At 65.5% G+C, this 16435-nt stretch carries 15 protein-coding genes and 1 tRNA gene; 8 read left to right on the forward strand and 8 right to left on the reverse strand.

Features of this window, described 5'->3' with window-relative positions; translation table 11 throughout:
* Positions 1-268: 268 nt before the first annotated feature.
* From groES to HYH08_RS16375, 3 genes are all read left to right on the forward strand, one after another.
* The gene (groES, locus tag HYH08_RS16365) at positions 269-583 is read left to right on the forward strand and encodes a co-chaperone GroES (protein WP_220010830.1); all 315 of its coding nucleotides are present in this window, start codon (positions 269-271) and stop codon (positions 581-583) included.
* A gap of 35 nt (positions 584-618) precedes the next feature.
* Complete coding sequence (gene groL / locus HYH08_RS16370; protein ID WP_220010831.1) at positions 619-2241, forward strand: chaperonin GroEL; 1623 nt, start codon at positions 619-621, stop codon at positions 2239-2241.
* A 192-nt stretch (positions 2242-2433) separates the two neighbouring features.
* Positions 2434-2766 (forward strand): hypothetical protein, encoded by a 333-nt coding sequence (locus tag HYH08_RS16375; RefSeq protein ID WP_220010832.1) that lies wholly within the window; start codon positions 2434-2436, stop codon positions 2764-2766.
* Positions 2767-2859: 93 nt separating this feature from the next.
* Here HYH08_RS16375 and HYH08_RS16380 read toward each other — a convergent pair.
* Together HYH08_RS16380 and HYH08_RS16385 are read right to left on the reverse strand one after the other, a co-directional pair.
* Positions 2860-2933 (reverse strand) — tRNA-Gly (locus HYH08_RS16380).
* 315 nt (positions 2934-3248) lie between these two features.
* Positions 3249-5660, reverse strand: a complete 2412-nt coding sequence (locus tag HYH08_RS16385) for an ATP-binding protein (protein ID WP_220010833.1) — start codon at positions 5658-5660, stop codon at positions 3249-3251.
* 328 nt (positions 5661-5988) lie between these two features.
* Here HYH08_RS16385 and HYH08_RS16390 point away from each other — a divergent pair, with 328 nt between their 5' ends.
* Positions 5989-6693, forward strand: a complete 705-nt coding sequence (locus tag HYH08_RS16390) for a substrate-binding periplasmic protein (protein ID WP_220010932.1) — start codon at positions 5989-5991, stop codon at positions 6691-6693.
* A 10-nt stretch (positions 6694-6703) separates the two neighbouring features.
* Here HYH08_RS16390 and HYH08_RS16395 read toward each other — a convergent pair whose 3' ends face one another.
* Both HYH08_RS16395 and HYH08_RS16400 read right to left on the reverse strand, forming a co-directional pair.
* A complete protein-coding gene (locus HYH08_RS16395) occupies positions 6704-6907 on the reverse strand; it encodes a hypothetical protein (protein ID WP_220010834.1) in 204 nt (67 codons plus the stop codon).
* Between the two features lie 26 nt (positions 6908-6933).
* Positions 6934-7119, reverse strand: coding sequence for a hypothetical protein (locus HYH08_RS16400; protein WP_220010835.1), 186 nt, complete (start codon positions 7117-7119; stop codon positions 6934-6936).
* A 202-nt stretch (positions 7120-7321) separates the two neighbouring features.
* On the opposite strand from HYH08_RS16400, the gene HYH08_RS16405 reads away from it, so the two are divergent.
* Positions 7322-7702 (forward strand): YciI family protein, encoded by a 381-nt coding sequence (locus HYH08_RS16405; protein WP_220010933.1) that lies wholly within the window; start codon positions 7322-7324, stop codon positions 7700-7702.
* A 9-nt stretch (positions 7703-7711) separates the two neighbouring features.
* Here HYH08_RS16405 and HYH08_RS16410 read toward each other — a convergent pair whose 3' ends face one another.
* Entirely contained in the window at positions 7712-8302 is a 591-nt protein-coding gene (locus HYH08_RS16410; RefSeq protein ID WP_220010836.1) for a TMEM175 family protein, read from the reverse strand.
* A gap of 127 nt (positions 8303-8429) precedes the next feature.
* On the opposite strand from HYH08_RS16410, the gene HYH08_RS16415 reads away from it, so the two are divergent.
* Positions 8430-10487, forward strand: coding sequence for an ATP-dependent helicase (locus HYH08_RS16415; RefSeq protein WP_220010837.1), 2058 nt, complete (start codon positions 8430-8432; stop codon positions 10485-10487).
* Between the two features lie 6 nt (positions 10488-10493).
* Here HYH08_RS16415 and HYH08_RS16420 read toward each other — a convergent pair whose 3' ends face one another.
* The 3 genes from HYH08_RS16420 to HYH08_RS16430 are packed head-to-tail and all read right to left on the reverse strand — an operon-like array spanning position 10494 to position 13612.
* Positions 10494-11741 carry a metal-dependent hydrolase family protein gene (locus HYH08_RS16420; protein ID WP_220010838.1) on the reverse strand — a complete coding sequence of 416 codons (1248 nt, stop codon included), beginning with the start codon at positions 11739-11741 and terminating at the stop codon, positions 10494-10496.
* Positions 11742-11753: 12 nt separating this feature from the next.
* The gene (locus tag HYH08_RS16425; protein WP_220010839.1) at positions 11754-12257 is read right to left on the reverse strand and encodes a GAF domain-containing protein; all 504 of its coding nucleotides are present in this window, start codon (positions 12255-12257) and stop codon (positions 11754-11756) included.
* Complete coding sequence (locus HYH08_RS16430) at positions 12254-13612, reverse strand: MFS transporter (protein ID WP_220010840.1); 1359 nt, start codon at positions 13610-13612, stop codon at positions 12254-12256. The genes HYH08_RS16425 and HYH08_RS16430 overlap by 4 nt, the downstream gene beginning before the upstream one ends.
* Before the next feature lie 112 nt (positions 13613-13724).
* Between HYH08_RS16430 and HYH08_RS16435 the strand changes: the two genes are divergently transcribed.
* Positions 13725-14648 (forward strand): LysR family transcriptional regulator, encoded by a 924-nt coding sequence (locus HYH08_RS16435; protein ID WP_220010841.1) that lies wholly within the window; start codon positions 13725-13727, stop codon positions 14646-14648.
* A gap of 350 nt (positions 14649-14998) precedes the next feature.
* Positions 14999-16402, forward strand: a complete 1404-nt coding sequence (locus HYH08_RS16440) for a DUF8814 domain-containing protein (protein ID WP_220010842.1) — start codon at positions 14999-15001, stop codon at positions 16400-16402.
* Positions 16403-16435 lie beyond the last annotated feature (33 nt).

Genomic DNA, 16435 nt, shown 5'->3' on the forward strand with positions numbered 1-16435 from the left:
CAATCTGCCGCGCAGCGATGCCCTGCAGCCGGGAAGACATCTTGGTTCGATGATCCCGATTTTCAACATGCGGCGAGCGATCCCGGACGCCGCGGGCGGGCCGCCGGGAGCGAGCCCGCGCTCCACACCGACGAGCCGGCCTACGCCGGAAAAAAATTCGTTTCCTTCCTCTTGAAAGTAGATCCCTTGCGCCTAGGTGCTGTTCCGCCCGGGGGCCGTTACGGACCCGGATTTTGGACATCGCTGAACCTACCCAAGGAGGATGTGCATGCATTTCCGTCCCTTGCACGATCGCGTGCTCGTGCGGCGGCTCGACGCCGAAGAGAAGACCGCCGGCGGCATCATCATTCCAGACACGGCAAAGGAGAAGCCGCAGCAGGGCGAGATTGTCGCCACTGGCCCCGGCGCACGCAACGAGCAGGGCCAGCTCGTTCAACTCGACGTCGAGCCGGGTGATCTTGTCCTGTTCGCAAAGTGGTCTGGCACCGAGGTCAAGATCGACGGCGAGGAATTCCTGATCATGAAGGAAAGCGACCTTCTGGGTGTTGTCGACAAGGCAGCCCCCCTCAAGAAGGCAGCTTAGCGCGCTGACAGTCATAGAAGAAAGGAGAGATCAAAATGGCTGCCAAGGACGTGAAGTTCGCAACCGAGGCCCGAGAGCGCATGCTGCGGGGCGTCGACACACTGGCTAATGCGGTGAAGGTCACACTCGGTCCGAAGGGTCGCAACGTCGTCATCGAGAAATCCTTCGGTGCGCCGCGCATCACCAAAGACGGCGTGACCGTCGCCAAGGAGATCGAACTGGAAGACAAGTTCGATAACATGGGCGCGCAGATGGTGCGCGAGGTTGCATCCAAGACGAATGATCTGGCCGGCGACGGCACCACGACGGCAACCGTGCTCGCTCAGGCCATCTTCAGGGAGGGCAGCAAGTCGGTCGCCGCCGGCATGAACCCGATGGACCTGAAGCGGGGCATTGACCTCGCTATCGAGGCCGTCGTGACCGATCTGAAATCCCACGCCAAGAAAATCACCGCCAATGACGAGATCGCCCAGGTCGGTACAATCTCCGCCAATGGCGACAACGAGATCGGGCGTTTTCTCGCCGACGCCATGAACAAGGTGGGCAATGAAGGCGTGATTACCGTCGAGGAGGCCAAGAGCCTGCATACCGAGCTCGAAGTGGTCGAGGGCATGCAGTTCGACCGCGGCTACGTCTCGCCATATTTCGTCACGAACGCCGAGAAGATGCGGGTCGAACTCGAGGATCCCTACGTCCTGATCCACGAGAAGAAGCTGTCCGGCTTGCAGACCATGGTGCCGCTGTTGGAGCAGGTCGTTCAGTCCGGTCAGCCGCTCCTGATCATCGCGGAGGACATCGAAGGTGAAGCGCTTGCGACATTGGTCGTCAACAGGCTGCGCGGCGGACTCAAGGTCGCGGCCGTCAAGGCGCCGGGCTTCGGCGATCGCCGCAAGGCCATGCTGGAGGACATCGCGATCCTGACCGGCGGCAATGTCATCAGCGAAGATCTCGGCATCAAGCTGGAGAAGGTGACGGTGAAGATGCTCGGCCGCGCCAAGAAGGTGGTCATCGACAAGGACAATACCACCATCGTCGGCGGTGCGGGCGCCAAGACGGATATCGAGGCGCGCGCCCAGCAGATCAGGCTGCAGATCGAGGAAACGACCTCCGACTATGACCGCGAAAAGCTGCAGGAGCGCCTTGCCAAGCTGGCCGGAGGCGTCGCAGTGATCCGCGTCGGCGGCGCGACGGAGGTCGAAGTCAAGGAACGCAAGGACCGCGTCGACGATGCGATGCATGCGACGCGCGCGGCGGTGGAGGAAGGCATTCTCCCCGGCGGCGGGGTCGCCCTCCTGCGCTCCCTCAAGGCGCTCGACGGCCTCAAGACCGAGAACGCGGACCAGAAGGCCGGTATCGATATCATTCGCCGTGCCATCCAGGTACCGGCTCGCCAGATCGTGCAGAACGCCGGCGAGGACGGTTCACTGGTGGTCGGCAAGCTTCTGGAGCACCAGAGCTACAATTGGGGCTTCAACGCGGCCACCGGCGAGTACGAGGACCTGGTGAAAGCCGGTGTGATCGATCCCGCCAAGGTCGTCCGCACCGCCTTGCAGGACGCGGCGTCGGTCGCATCGCTGCTGATCACGACCGAGGCGCTGGTCGCCGAGAAGCCGAAGAAGGCCGAACCGGCTCCGGCCGCTCCCGCCATGGACTTCTGAGCAACAGAGCCCGGCCGGCCACGGCCGGGCTCCCAATGACAGGAGAATACGTTTTCAAGACGGAGGTCTTGCATGAACAGGTCTCATCGTCGTCGGCTCAGGATGAGACAGGACGCGATCCATTGGTTCATGTTCTCCCTGAGCTTTGTCACCATCAGCTGGATCTGCTTGCGAACGATTGGAGGAGTATAGATGACGCGCCATCTTCATACGTTCTCCGCCTGGACGGAGACCAACCACAATCTGCGGCGAGGCCTGCTCGCTCTGCTCATGGGCAGCGCAATGTCCTTGACCGCCTTCGGTGCTTACGGCGTGGAAAGCCCGCGGGGAATAGAGGCGACACAGGGCGCCTTCACCGGACTGCCACTGCCGCCGATCCCCTATCTCGACACGATGCAATGGCTGAAATGGCAGCCTGAGGCGGCAACGATGAAGATCGACACCTTGCTGCCGCCGGCCCCCGCGCCGGCCGGCATCTGGCCGCAGCCGATACCTCGTTCCGCCGGACCGACTGCAACAAGCTGAACCTCGGGGAGCGGCCCGCGAGGGCCGCCCTCTCATGCGAGGTCGTCAAGAGCGAAGGACGCAATCGCAGCCGCGGGCAGGAAATCGTGGCATTGGAGCGGGTGAAGGGAATCGAACCCTCGTATTCAGCTTGGAAGGCTGCTGCTCTACCATTGAGCTACACCCGCGCTGGGCGATCACCTAACACGGCCCGGCGGCGGTCTCAACTGCCTCCGGCCGGTCTGTCCCGCCTTACCAACGGGCCAGTTCCCGGGCCCTCGCCTCCCCCTTAACGGCGGCGGGATTTCGCCCTATATTAAGCCTCCGGAAACCAACGAAAGGAGGTGATCCAGTGTCTTATCTCAAGCGCTGTCACCTCGCTGGGATCGCCCGCTAAGTTCTGAATAAGGGCTTGGCATCGGGGCGCTCTCAGCCCTGGACCAGCGAGCAAGAAATCGGGCGCGACGGGGCCTCCCCGCCGCGCCTTTTCGTTGAGAGGCCGCTCAGGCCTGCGGCTCGCCGGCGAGCACCTCGCGAATCTTCTCCGACAGCTCCGACTTCCGGTAGGGCTTGCACAGCAGCGCCACGCCGGGGTCGAGATGGCCTTCATGGACGATGGTGTTGTCGGTGTAGCCGGAGGTGTAGAGCACGCGCACGCCCGGCCGGCGGAGCCTGATAGCTTCGGCCAATTCCCGTCCGTTCATGCCGCCGGGCATGATGATATCCGTGAACAAGAGATCGAATTTGGCGCCCTGATCGACCAGCGCGAGCGCGGTTGCGCCGTCGCCGGCCACGAGCGTGCGATAGCCAAGGCTGCCGAGCTGGGCGACGACATAGCCCTGCACCAGCGGATCGTCCTCGACCACCAGGATGGTCTCGTGCCCACGCACCGTGGCAGAGGGCTGGACCGCGGTCGCTTTGGCCGGCGTCTCGCCCTTTGCTCGCGGCAGGAACAGGCGCATCACCGTGCCGCGTCCCTCCTCGCTCTCGATCGCGACGGTGCCGCCGCTCTGGCGGGCAAAGCCGTAGACCATGCTGAGCCCGAGCCCGGTGCCGCGTCCCACCCCCTTGGTGGTGAAGAACGGCTCGAACACGCGCTCGCGGAGCTCGGCGGGAATGCCCTGACCGGTGTCGGCGACCGCGACCATCACGAAGGCGCCGCGCACGACATCGCCGTCGCCGACGCTACGCAGGCCCTCGAGCTCGCGGTTCGCGGTCTCGAGCGTCAGGCGTCCGCCGCCCGGCATCGCGTCGCGCGCATTGACGGCGAGATTGACGATCGCGGAGGACAGCTGCGAGGGATCGGCCATCGCCGGCCAGGCATCGTCCGCAAGACTGGTCGCGATCTCGATATGCTCGCCCAGGATTGGCCGCAGCAGCTTTGCCGTCTCGACCACGAGCGCGTTGACGTCGATCTCGCGCGGCTCCAGCGGCTGGCGGCGCGCGAAGGTCAGCAGCTGCGAGGTGATCTCGGCACCGCGCGCCGCCGCATCGTCGATCAGCTGCGCGATCGCAGCGAACTGGGGCCGGTCCGCAAGCCCCTCCTGGATGATCTCGATGGTCCCGGTGATGACGGTGAGTACGTTGTTGAAATCATGCGCGACGCCACCGGTGAGCTGGCCGATCGCGTCCATCTTCTGGGACTGGCGCAGCCGCTCCTCGGTCTCGTGCTGCTCGGTGAGGTCGGTGGCGGAGCCGCGATAGCCCAGGAAGCGACCATCGGCGTCGAAGACCGGCTTGCCGTTGACGCTGAAATGGTGCATCCGCCCGCGCGTGTCGCGTCCGCGATATTCGAACTTGCGGAATGGCTCGTGACGGTCGAGCGCCGCCAGATGCGCGCGCCATTTGTCGGCCTCGGTCTCGCGATCGAGCGCAGTATCGATGCGACGCGTGCCGATCCGCACTTTGGGATCCATGCCGAAGGCAATCACCCGGTCAGAGAGGTAGGTGAAGCAGTGATCCGGTCCCGTCTCCCAGAACCAGTCGGACGCGGTCTCGGCATAGTCGCGGAAACGTTCTTCGCTCGCCCGCGCCTCCGCTTCGGCGCGCCGGCGGATGGTCAGGTCGCGCTCGAGATTGGCGTTGGCCTCGCGCAGCTCGCCATAGGCGCGTTCGAGATTGGCGCACATGGCGTTGAAGGCGACGATCACCTTGTCCAGCTCGTCGGGATCGTGGGGCGGCCGACGCTCCAGGTGCAACGGCGGCGGCGGCCGCGCCAGGCTGTATTTGCCGACGAAGTCGGCGATGGCAACGAGATGCCGCGTCACCAAGAGATGGAACATGTAGATGATGAACAGCGAAACCAGGAATGTCTTCGCCGCCTGGCTTGCCAGAATGACCAGGGCGCGGTTCAGCAATTGCTGATAGACCTCGCTCAGCGTCGCCTCGACATGGAGCACGCCGATCGTGCGCGCGGTCCCCTGCACATTGGTGGTCAGCGGATAGTCGCGCGTCACGAGCGATCGCGTCGCCGGCTCGCCGACCGCGACGCGGATCGGATTGGGACGCGCGGCGATCTCGCGCACCTCGGCAGCGCGGATGTCGGGCAGCCGCAGGATGCCGTCGAGCTGGAGCCTGAGCTGGTTCTGGTCGAGATTCCACAGGCTCTCGCCGAGGCTGCCGGTGGTGCTGCGGCCGATCTCCTCGAGCCGGGTCTCGATGACGCCGACCTCGCGGTCGTAGTCGAGGTAGAGCTGAAGCGCGGTCAGCATCAGCGTGACGACCGAGGAGAACAGCAGCACGGCGGCCAAGAGGCGCGGCCCGATGCCGCTGCGCGACCAATGGAAAATGCGCGACAACAGCGACCCGAACGTTGCCGGCGCAAGCGCAGCGCCGATCCCGCTCACATCCTGTTTGGCGGCCGCCGGGGCAAGCCCGCGGCCGCACTTGGACTCCTGATCGCCTGAGTTGCCCACGCACCACCTCCCCGGACTGGCGGCACCCTGCTCGGCCGGCTCCAGCCGCTGAGCAATTCGATCGTCCCATTCTTCCTTCACGCGGCATGCGCGGCGATCCTGCCGGCCCATGGGCGGCTTGAGGTCGGCGGGGTCATATCTGGCGCCCAGCAGCAGGATTCCAAGGGAAACTATCACCTCGCGTGCTAGAATGACATCGGTTCGAGTCCGGAATCGCCTGCGTCGCGGGCGAGCGTTGGCAGTTGCAGCCCTCGCGCAGGCGCCACCCCTGGTAGATCGCGCGAGCCCTTCGAATCCAGGAGTAGCAATGCACGGTCGAGGAGACGTGATGTGGCGGATCGCCATCGCCTGCCTGTCGTTGCTGCTGCCGGCTGCGCCATCGCAGGCGCAGCAGCTGATCCGGCTGGCGCGCATCGCGGACATCCCCGACCAATATGTCGGCGGCGAGATGCTGCGGGCGGTCTACGCCAGGCTCGACATCAGGCTCGAATTCGAGGACGTCCCCGGCAAGCGCGCGCTGGCGCTGTCGAGCGCCGGCGAGATCCAGCGGATCGGCACGCTGTCCCGCGACTATCCGACGCTGATCAAGATCACGCCGGCCATCAACTACATCGAGCCCGCGGTGTTCACGACCAGGCTGCATTTCGATGTCGCCGGTTGGGATTCGCTCCGCAACTACCGCATCGGCATCGTCCGCGGCGTCGGCTCCTCGGAAGCCGGCACGCGCGGCATGGCCGACGTCACCGCGACCACGGGTCTTGAGAGCATGGTCAAGATGCTCGACGCCGACCGCTTCGACCTGATGGTCACCGACCTCTTCAGCGGGATGGTCGCGGTGAGGAAGCTCAATCTGCAGGCCAGGATCTATCCGCTCGCGCCGCCGCTCGAGCGCATCCATATCTACCATTATCTGCACGAGCGTCATCGCGATCTGGTGCCGAAGGTCGGCACGGTCATCGCGGAGATGGAGGCGAGCGGCGAGTTGGCAACGCTGCGCGAGGCCCTCGTCAAGCAGGTCCTGAGTGCGCCGTAAACACGGCCACTCAGGTCGTGCGAATTCGTTCACGCACCGCCACGGCGGCGATCAGCGTGCCAATGCACCAGGCCACGACTGCGCGGTGAGGTTCATCGCCGAGCAGCACGGTGAAGATGCTGGCGAGCAGGCACGGTGCGATTGCCTTGCCGTTCCGGCTCGCCAGCGACAGCAGGAACGGCAGCGCGGCGATCGATATTTGCAGGACGTCCATGGTAACAGACGATCTCGGCACAGGCTTCAGAAGCCGCAGACATTATGCGCGCGCGGGCGTTTTCCCCGGCGGCTCTCGACGATGCGCTCGCCGCCGTTCTCGGCCGAGCTGCCGTAATAGCGATGATGACCGCCCTCGTCGTGCAGATCGGCAGGTTGCGACTGCGCCGCCCGCCGTGCGTCGCAAATGATCTTGATGGTGTGACCCGACATCGCAGCCTCCGAATTCCTCAGCCTTCTCAGTGGTCATCAGTCGCATCGGTTTCGGGCGGCGTTCACGCCGGCAAGTCGCAATCGGGTTTCAGGACGGTTTCGTCGCAGGTCCCCACGACGCAATATTTTGTGGCCGGGACTTGTCGGCACAGGCGGTGGTGATACGTCCTTCGAACCTGTGCAGAAAACCAACGAGGTGACGATGCTTTACGCCATCCTGGCCTACCATGTGGAAGACGAAATCCTGTCCTGGACGCCGGAGCAGGACGCCGCGGTCGTCGCCAAGGTCATCGAGGTTCAGGCGCCGCTGCGGGCCAGCGGACATTTCGGCCCGGCCGCCCGCCTGGACGGGACAAAACAGGCCCGCACTCTGCGCGGTCCCGGCGCCGGCATGGTGCTGGACGGTCCGTTTGCCGAGACCAAGGAGCAGTTGCTTGGTTTCCACCTCGTCGAATACGACAGCGATGAGGAGGCGATCGCGGCGGCACGGAAGCTGCGCGAAGTCAATCCGTCGGCGGTCTACGAAATCCGCCCGGTCAAGCTTTATGTACCGTCCGATGGGTTCGGCGCGACGCGGGCGTGAGCCGTCGGCTCAGGCGTCCGGCCTGGTCGGTGCGACATAGGAGCGCTGGATCAGCAGCCCACCGAAGGCGATGAACCACACGAAGGGCGCGAGGTGCGGCGCGAATGCCGCGACGATCGTGCCCGGAATGAACACGGCAAGCGGAAACATCGAAGCCATGATCTCGCGACGCCAGCCGCCGAGAATCCTCCACCACAGCCAGGCATTGAGGCCCGCGATCGCGGTCAGGTGCAGTCCGTAGAGCACGGCGACCGCGCTGCTCATGGGGTAGTTGGTGTAGAGGCCATTGGTGACGGGCAGCAGCACGATCGACAGCAGGAAGAACAGGTTGAGGATCACTGCGCCGCGGCTGCCGACCGGCTGGCGCGCCAGCCGCCGGTGATGGCTGATCCAGAACACGCCGGCGATGATGAAGCTGAGCGCAAGGCCGGCGAGCTTGCCGGAATAGACCCGGGCGAGATCACTCCAATCCGGCGCGCTGGTAAACACGGCCGCCCTGGGCAGGTCGTAGGCGAGAAGCGTCATGGCAACGCCAAAAATGGTGTTGCTGAGCGATTCCAGCCGCCGCATCTCGAACTGGTCGGGCTTGAGCTCGGTCATGCCGGGCGCGCTCTTCTCAGGGGAACCTTGGACCGTCTTGTCCCTAGGTCTTAACACCTGATACGTCCAGCCCGCATTGCGATTCGCGCCAAGATCGCCGATTCTCGGCGTTTAATCGGGGCGATTCGTGGCGACATATCTGGACACGCTCAATGCGGAGCAGCGCCGCGCCGTGGAGCATGGCGTGGCCGACGGCGTGACCGTGGGCGCCCCCCTGCTCGTCATCGCCGGCGCCGGCTCCGGCAAGACCAACACGCTGGCCCACCGCGTCGCGCATCTGATCGTCGCAGGCAGCGATCCGCGCCGCATCCTCTTGATGACGTTCTCCCGTCGTGCCGCATCCGAGATGGCCGGCCGGGTCGAGCGTATCTCGCGAAAGGTGCTCGGCGAGAACAATGCCGCGATCATGCGCGATGCGCTCACCTGGGCCGGCACCTTCCACGGCATCGGCGCGCGCCTCCTGCGCGAATATGCCGAGCGCATCGGCGTCGACCCCGCCTTCACCATCCACGACCGCGAGGATTCCGCCGACCTGATGAACCTGGTCCGGCACGAGCGCGGCCTGTCGAAGACCGAGAGCCGCTTTCCCGCGAAAGGTACCTGCCTGTCGATCTACTCGCGCTGCGTCAATGCCGAGATGGAAATCGAGAAGGTGCTGGGGCAACATTATCCCTGGTGCGCCGGCTGGGCCGCCGAGCTGAAGGGCCTGTTCGCGGCTTACGTCGAGGCCAAGCAGGCCCAGCACGTGCTCGATTACGACGATCTCCTGCTCTATTGGTCGCAGATGATGAGCGATGCGCTGATCGCCGAAGAGATCGGCGGCCGCTTCGATCACGTGCTGGTCGACGAATATCAGGACACCAACCGCCTGCAATCCTCGATCCTGCTGGCGCTGAAGCCCGACGGCCGCGGCCTCACCGTGGTCGGCGACGACGCACAGTCGATCTACTCGTTCCGCGCCGCCACCGTGCGCAACATCCTGGACTTCCCGCAAAGCTTTTCGCCGCGCGCGGAAATGATCACGCTCGACCGCAATTACCGTTCGACGCAACCCGTGCTCGCCGCGGCCAACGGCGTCATCGGCCTCGCGCGCGAGCGCTTCACCAAGAATCTCTGGACCGACCGCACCGGGTCGCAAAAGCCGCAGCTCGTCACCGTGCACGACGAGGCCGACCAGGCCCGCTACATCGTCGAGGAGGTGCTGGCCAACCGCGAGCAAGGCTCGCTCCTCAAGCACCAGGCGGTGCTGTTCCGCACGTCCTCGCATTCCGGCCCGCTCGAGATCGAACTGACCCGCCGCAATATCCCGTTCGTGAAATTCGGCGGCCTGAAATTCCTCGATGCCGCCCACGTCAAGGACGCGCTGGCCTTGCTGCGCTTTGCCGAAAACCCGCGCGACCGCGTCGCCGGTTTCCGCGTCCTGCATCTCTTGCCCGGCATCGGCCCCGCCACCGCACAGCGCGTGCTCGACCGGATGGCCGAGAGCATGGATCCGCTGCACGCGCTCGCGCATCTTCCGGTGCCGGCGCGCACCGGCGACGACTGGACCGCCTTCGTCCGCACCGTCGAGAATTTGCGCTATTCGGAATGGCCTGTCGATCTCGAGCGCGTACGGCTCTGGTACGAGCCGCATCTCGACCGCATCCACGAGGATTCCGAGACGCGCCGCGCCGACCTGATGCAGCTCGAGCAGATCGCCAGCGGCTATGCCTCGCGCGAAAAATTCTTGACCGAGCTCACGCTCGATCCGCCGGATGCGACCAGCGACAAATCAGGTCCCCCGCTCCGCGACGAGGATTATCTGATCCTCTCCACCATCCACTCGGCCAAAGGCCAGGAGTGGAAATCGGTGTTCGTGCTCAACGTCGTCGACGGCTGCATGCCCTCCGATCTCGGCGCCGGCACCAGCGCCGAGATCGAGGAAGAGCGCCGCCTGCTCTATGTCGCAATGACCCGCGCCAAGGAGGACCTGCACCTCGTCGTACCCCAGCGCTTCTTCGTCCACGGCCAGGTCGCCAAGGGCGACCGACACGTCTACGCCTCGCGCACCCGCTTCATCCCGGAATCCCTGGTCTACCTGTTCGAGCGCGCCGCCTGGCCGAAGGCCGCAGCCGGCGCCGCCCCTTCCGCGGCCCAAGGACCGAAGATCGACATTGGCGCGAAGATGCGCGGGATGTGGCGGTAACGCTGTTTACGCGTTCAGTCTATCGAACTGCACCTTGCCCGCCTTCATCACCAGCGGAATGTGCTCGCCCTGGCCGAGCAGGCAGGCGACATCGCGCAGCGGGTTTCCGTCGACCACCAGGAGGTCCGCGATCGCATCCGGCGCGATGCGGCCGAGCTTGCCCTCCATGCCGAGCACCTCGGCGCCGATCACTGTCGCGCTGGCAATGACGGCGCGGGGGCCGAGGATCTCGGCGCGGATGCGGAATTCGTCGCTCTGCAGGCGCTGCGACGGCCCGAGCAGATCGCTGCCGAAGCCCATTTTCACGCCGGCATCGCGATAGATCGCGAGCGAGCGCAGTCCGGCGTCGCGGACATCGGCGATTTTGGCAACGCTCTCCGCCGGCAGGCCGTATTGCGCACCCTCGTTGGCAAGCGCCTCGTAAGTGACCAGCGTCGGCACCACGTAGGCGCCCTTCTCCGCCATCAGCCGCGCGGTCGGGGCATCCACGAGATTGCCGTGCTCGATGGTTCGCACGCCACAGCGGACGGCGCGTTCGATCGCGGCGGCGGTGTAGGCGTGGGCCAGCACATAGGTCTGGCGTCCGCGCGCTTCCTCGACGATGGCGCGGATCTCGTCCTCGGAGTAGCCGAACGCCCCGACCGGATCGGTCGGCGAGGCGACACCGCCGGAGGCCATGATCTTGATCTGGTCGGCGCCCATCTGGAGCTCTTCGCGCGCGGCCTTGCGCACGCCGTCGACGCCGTCGGCGACGCGCGCCAGCGCGCCGACGCGCACGCAGCACGGACAGGGCGCGTCGCTGGCGAGATAATCCGAGCGCGCCCGCATGTCGCCGTGGCCGCCGGTCTGGCTGAGCGCGCGGCCGGAGACGAACAGCCGCGGCCCGTCGGTGAGGCCGGTCTCGATCGCTTGCTTCAGGGCATGGCCGGCCCCGCCGGCATCGCGCACCGTGGTGAAGCCGCGCCTGAGCATGCCGCGCAGCAGCAACGTCGAGCGCAGCGTCACCAGCACGTTCGGCATGTGCACCTGCTGCGCCAGATTGAGCTCGACGGCGATCGCATGCACATGCAGGTCGATCAGGCCGGGCATCAGCGTCTTGCCCTTGAGATCGATGGTGCGATCGGCGCCGCCCTGGATCGGCCGGTCCGAGACCTCCTTGATCAGGTTGTCCTCGACCAGCACGTCATGACCCGTCAGCAGGTCGGGCTGAAGGGGATCGAGCAGCGCGGCGTTCTTGAAGAGGATGCTGGGCATCGCAGTGTCCTGTCAGAGAGAGGCCGGCGCAAGCAGCGCCGGCAATGTGAGCTGGGCGAAGGGAAGGCAGGCAGAGGCGTCATCCTCGTCATACCAGCCTGCCTCGTGCAGCAGGTTGAGCGAGCCGAGCGTCCGGCCGCGCCAGCGCACGGGCATGTTGAGCACGCTTTCGCAGCCGAGCGAAGCGATCAGCTCGTGGTCGGAGAAGACCTTGCGCAGATCGTCCTGCGTGCGGCCGATATAGGGCTCGCCGCGGTCGAGAACGGCCTCGGTCCACGGACCCGGCGCGAGGCGCTTGCGTCCGCCGGTCGGATACGGCCCGGAAAGATTGGAATAGATCCGCGCCGCCTCGCCGCTGTCGCCGTCATAGGTCAGGATCGTGAACAGCTTGTGCCCGATCGCAGCCTTTACGGCCTGATCGAGCGCGGCGAACAGCGCTTCCGGCTGGTCCGCCCTTCCCTGCGCCGCCGCAACGGCCCAGAGCAACGGGTCAGCTGCAACTTTCGTCCGCGTCATGCGGTTTCACCCGCCGCGATCTCTTCCAGCGAACGGCCGCGTGTCCGCACGCCCATCAGCACGACGGTGACCGCTCCGAGCAGGAGCACCGTGGTGGTGACGCCGAACACGCCGGCGAAGCCGAAATTCGGATAGAGATAGCCGACCAGGATCGGCGAGACGATCGCGCCGATGCGGCCGATCGCGGAGGCGAGCCCCGCGCCCGTGGTCCTCACCGGCGTCGGAAACACTTCGGCGGTATAGGCGTAGACGCCCGCATAGGTGCCGTTCATGAACAGCGACAGGAAGATGCCGGCCACCATGATCTGCTGGTCGCTCTGCGCGAAGGCGAGCCCGAGCGCGCTGGCACCGCCGAGCACCATGTAGGTCGCGATCGTCGCCTGCCGGCCGATGCGCTCGTTGAAATAGGCCGCGCTGAAATAGCCGGGGATCTGCGCGCAATAGATCGCGATCGAATAGGCAAAGCTCTTGGTGATGCTCATGCCGTTCTGGACCAGGAGGCCGGGAATCCAGACGAAGAAGGAATAATAGCTGAACGTGATCGCCAGCCACATGATCCAGGTCATGATGGTGATGCGCGCCTGGCGGGCCGCAAGCAGCGCGCCGAAATTGGCGAGCAGCGTTCCACCCGTCCCGACCGGGGCCGGGGCCTCGACCACCGGCGGCGGCAGGACAAGGCCTTCGCGCGCGAAGCTGGCCTCGATCCTGTCGAGGACGCCCTCGGCCTCCTTCTCCCGTCCCCGGCTCTCCAGCCAGCGCGGCGATTCCGGCAGCGCCCGGCGCCACCAGAGCAGCATGACGACAGGCACCGCGGTGATGACCAGCACAATGCGCCAGCCATTGTCATAGGCAGGGACGATGAAATAGCCGAGCAAGGCCGCGGCGACGAAGCCGAAGGAGAAAAAGCCGGCGAGTGCGCCGGTGAAGCTGCCCCGGTAACGCCGTGCGACGAACTCGGCGAGATAAGGCGCGATGATCGCGCTCTCCGCGCCGGTGCCCATGCCGGCGACGATTCGCGCCGCGAAGAAGGACGGCCATGTGTCCACCAGCGCACTGACGATCGACGCCGCGCAATAGAGCGCCAGCGCCGACATCATCACCGCACGGCGGCCGATGAGGTCGCCGAGCGTGCCCGCGCACAGGGCGCCGAACAGGAAACCGATATAGGTGCTGCTGCCGAGCACGCCGATCTCGACGCTCGTCAGATTCCACGCCGTGCGCAGCACCGGCAGGATGAAGGCCAGCACCGCCGCGTCCATCGCGTCGAACATGTAGCCGAGCCCGCCCATCAGCAGCAGGTGCTTGTGGAAACGCGCGAACGGAAGGCGCTCGATACGCGCCGATATTATCGACATGAAAGTCCCCCTGAATTGTCACGGGCCCGGCGCGCCGCTCGGGAGGGAACCATAGACAAAGTGACATTATCGTCATAATTTATAATTATGATCTAATATATCACTGTGGTGAATGTCCCTGTCATTCCGCGCGCTCGACCTCAACCTCCTCAAAGTCTTCGAGGCGCTGATGACCGAGGGCAGCGTCACGCGCGCCGCAAGCGCGCTGACGATGACCCAGCCGGCGGTCAGCAATGCCCTGGCGCGGCTGCGCGATGCGCTCGGCGATCCCCTGTTCGTCAGGTCCGGCACCGGCATCCGGCCGACCCAGCGCGCCGTGGTGCTGTGGGAGCCGATCGGCGAGGCGCTGGAAAGTGTCCGCGGCGCGCTCGACGAGCAGGTGTTCGATCCCGCCCGGGCACAGACGGAATTCAGTCTGTCGATGTCGGATTACGTCTCCTCGCTGGTGATGCCGAACCTCCTCACGCATTTCGGCAAGGTCGCGCCCAGGGCGCGCGTCCATACCGTCCCCAATACCATCCTGGAGATCGCCGACCAGCTCGAGGACAACAGGGTGGATTGCGTGCTCAGCGTCTATGTCAACGAGGCGCAGCAGCCGGCCGCCATTCGCTCACGCTCGCTATGGACCGTCGACTATGCCTGCTTCATGCGGCGCGGCCATCCCCTCGCCTCGCAGAAGCGGCTGAGCACTCGCACCTTCCTGAATGCGGGCCATGTCGATGTCAGCCTCGCGGGCAAGACCATGCCGTCCTACGACCTCTTCCTCGCCTCGCGCGGGCTGTCGCGTAATCTGGTCGCGACCGTCAATCATTACAGCGCCGCCTATGAGGTCGTGCGTCAGTCCGACCTGATCGCCGTGCTGCCGAGCGATTTGCGCTCGCAGTCCCGCCACGCGCCGCTGCTGCACGCCATGCCGCTTCCGCTGAAGGCGCCGCCGCGCATCGTCAGCCTGTTCTGGCACCAGCGCAACGACACCGTGCCGGCGCAGCGCTGGTTGCGCGAGACCCTGGTGGAGATGTTCGCCGGATCCGGTTGAGCTCGCCGGCTCGAACCGACCTTTCCGGCCGTCATGAACGAGCCCCCGACGACGCATGCGGCATCGCAGCAAGACGCCGCTCTTGACGGCACATTTCCAAGTTGCTTCAATCAGATCATATTACTTTGAGCTGTTGGTATTATGATTTGCGTAACCCAGGCGTCGCCCCTGTCAGTGCAGGGCGGGCATGCTTCCGCAGATTTCTTGCGGGCCCGCACCATTGCGTCCGCCCGGCGAAACAACTCACCCCACGAAGCCCTGAACGCGATCCTCAATCTGCCGCACCGCCGGTGCGCGCAACGTAGAGAGGCATAGCCATGCCCGCGACGATCCCTCCCTGGTTGGCAACGATGCGGCAAATCACGGGCACGCGGGCGCTCGATAACGGCGACAATCCCGTCATCATGAGCTGGCCGCAAAAGATCGGTGAGCTGTTCCCGGACACCAGGGATTATTGCAAGGAATACACCCACGATTCCATCGCCTGGTGCGGCCTCACCGTCGGATATTGCATGGCGGTGAACGGGATCAAGCCAGTGTTTGGCGATGACGCGGTCTCGCGCTTCCTTTGGGCCAACGCCTGGGCGAGGTTTGGAGACGATGCCGGCGGCACGCCGCAACCCGGCGACGTGATGGTGTTCACATGGACCAACGGCAGCCATCACGTCACCCTCTACGAGGAGACGAGCGGCGACAGCTATGTCTGTCGCGGCGGCAACCAGGACCATCAGGTCAAGCTATCTAAACTCCCGAAAAGCCGCTGCACCGCCATTCGCCGGCCGCCGGCCGCCGCCATTGCGCCTGCGACCACCGTCCACACGCCTTTACAGACGCAGGGCCGCATCATTGCGACCGTATTCGGCGGCGCCTCCGATCCGAAGACCAGCGCCTATGACGGGCACATGATCGACGACACCGAACTCGGTGTCGCGCTGCCTGCTCACATCGCCGATCCGCGGCCCAATGTCAGCGTCTCCAAGGACGGCAGGACGGTGATCTGCAAGGTCGTGCATATCGGCCCCTGGAACACCGACGATCCCTATTGGAAGACCGGCACGCGGCCGCAGGCCGAGTCCGGCCACGACAGCCGCGGAAACAGGACGAACGGTGCAGGCATCGATCTCACGCCGGCCGCGGCGAAGGCGATCGGGCTCATCGACAAGGGCGAGGTCGACTGGGAGTTCGTGAGCGCTCCGCTGACCAGCCCGTTCATTCCCTTCCCGTTCCACAGAGACTCGACTTCTCCCGACCTGGTGCAACAGCTGCTAGCTCAATTGGAGGCCGCCAAGATGCCCACCAATCCAACCACGCCGCCCGCCGGCGGACAGCCCGACGTCGCGGCGCTGATCGCCGAAGCGCTGAAGGTCTTCCAGACCTTGGGCGGGCCAGGCGGACAGCAACCACCGGCCACGGGCGGGACCGCAGCGACGCCGGACAAGATCCAGCAATTCATCAAGGTGCTCAGCGTGCTGACCGGCGATTTGGGCGGCCAAAAGGGGCTGGGCCAGGTCAACGGCGCGCTCGGCACCACCATCGGCAATCTGCTCGACGGCAAGAAGAGCGCGATCGGCATCATCGGTTCGGTGCTGACGGCGGTGCTGCATTTCGCCGGTCCGGCTCTCCTGCCGACGGTGACGGCCGCGATCGGCCCCGCCCTGCCGGCCCTCTTGCCGGTCTTCCTCGGCATCGCCGCCTGGGGCGTGCTCGGCAAGTTCGAGAAGTGGCTGCCGCCGGCCACGCCGCCGAAGCCGTGAGTGCGGCAGCCAAGACTTAAGGGAAGTTCGCGC

This window comes from Bradyrhizobium sp. BR 10289 (assembly GCF_019455385.1).
GTDB lineage: Bacteria > Pseudomonadota > Alphaproteobacteria > Rhizobiales > Xanthobacteraceae > Bradyrhizobium.

Bases quoted from the DNA above. Each gene is read 5' to 3' on its own strand.
- HYH08_RS16400 (WP_220010835.1), bottom strand. From the start codon at position 7,119: ATGTCGGGTCACACCATCAAGATCATTTGCGACGCACGGCGGGCGGCG.
- HYH08_RS16440 (WP_220010842.1), top strand. From the start codon at position 14,999: ATGCGGCAAATCACGGGCACGCGGGCGCTCGATAACGGCGACAATCCC.
- HYH08_RS16390 (WP_220010932.1), top strand. From the start codon at position 5,989: ATGTGGCGGATCGCCATCGCCTGCCTGTCGTTGCTGCTGCCGGCTGCG.
- groES (WP_220010830.1), top strand. From the start codon at position 269: ATGCATTTCCGTCCCTTGCACGATCGCGTGCTCGTGCGGCGGCTCGAC.
- HYH08_RS16405 (WP_220010933.1), top strand. From the start codon at position 7,322: ATGCTTTACGCCATCCTGGCCTACCATGTGGAAGACGAAATCCTGTCC.
- HYH08_RS16435 (WP_220010841.1), top strand. From the start codon at position 13,725: ATGTCCCTGTCATTCCGCGCGCTCGACCTCAACCTCCTCAAAGTCTTC.
- HYH08_RS16425 (WP_220010839.1), bottom strand. From the start codon at position 12,257: ATGACGCGGACGAAAGTTGCAGCTGACCCGTTGCTCTGGGCCGTTGCG.
- HYH08_RS16375 (WP_220010832.1), top strand. From the start codon at position 2,434: ATGACGCGCCATCTTCATACGTTCTCCGCCTGGACGGAGACCAACCAC.
- HYH08_RS16395 (WP_220010834.1), bottom strand. From the start codon at position 6,907: ATGGACGTCCTGCAAATATCGATCGCCGCGCTGCCGTTCCTGCTGTCG.
- HYH08_RS16430 (WP_220010840.1), bottom strand. From the start codon at position 13,612: ATGTCGATAATATCGGCGCGTATCGAGCGCCTTCCGTTCGCGCGTTTC.
- groL (WP_220010831.1), top strand. From the start codon at position 619: ATGGCTGCCAAGGACGTGAAGTTCGCAACCGAGGCCCGAGAGCGCATG.
- HYH08_RS16410 (WP_220010836.1), bottom strand. From the start codon at position 8,302: ATGACCGAGCTCAAGCCCGACCAGTTCGAGATGCGGCGGCTGGAATCG.
- HYH08_RS16420 (WP_220010838.1), bottom strand. From the start codon at position 11,741: ATGCCCAGCATCCTCTTCAAGAACGCCGCGCTGCTCGATCCCCTTCAG.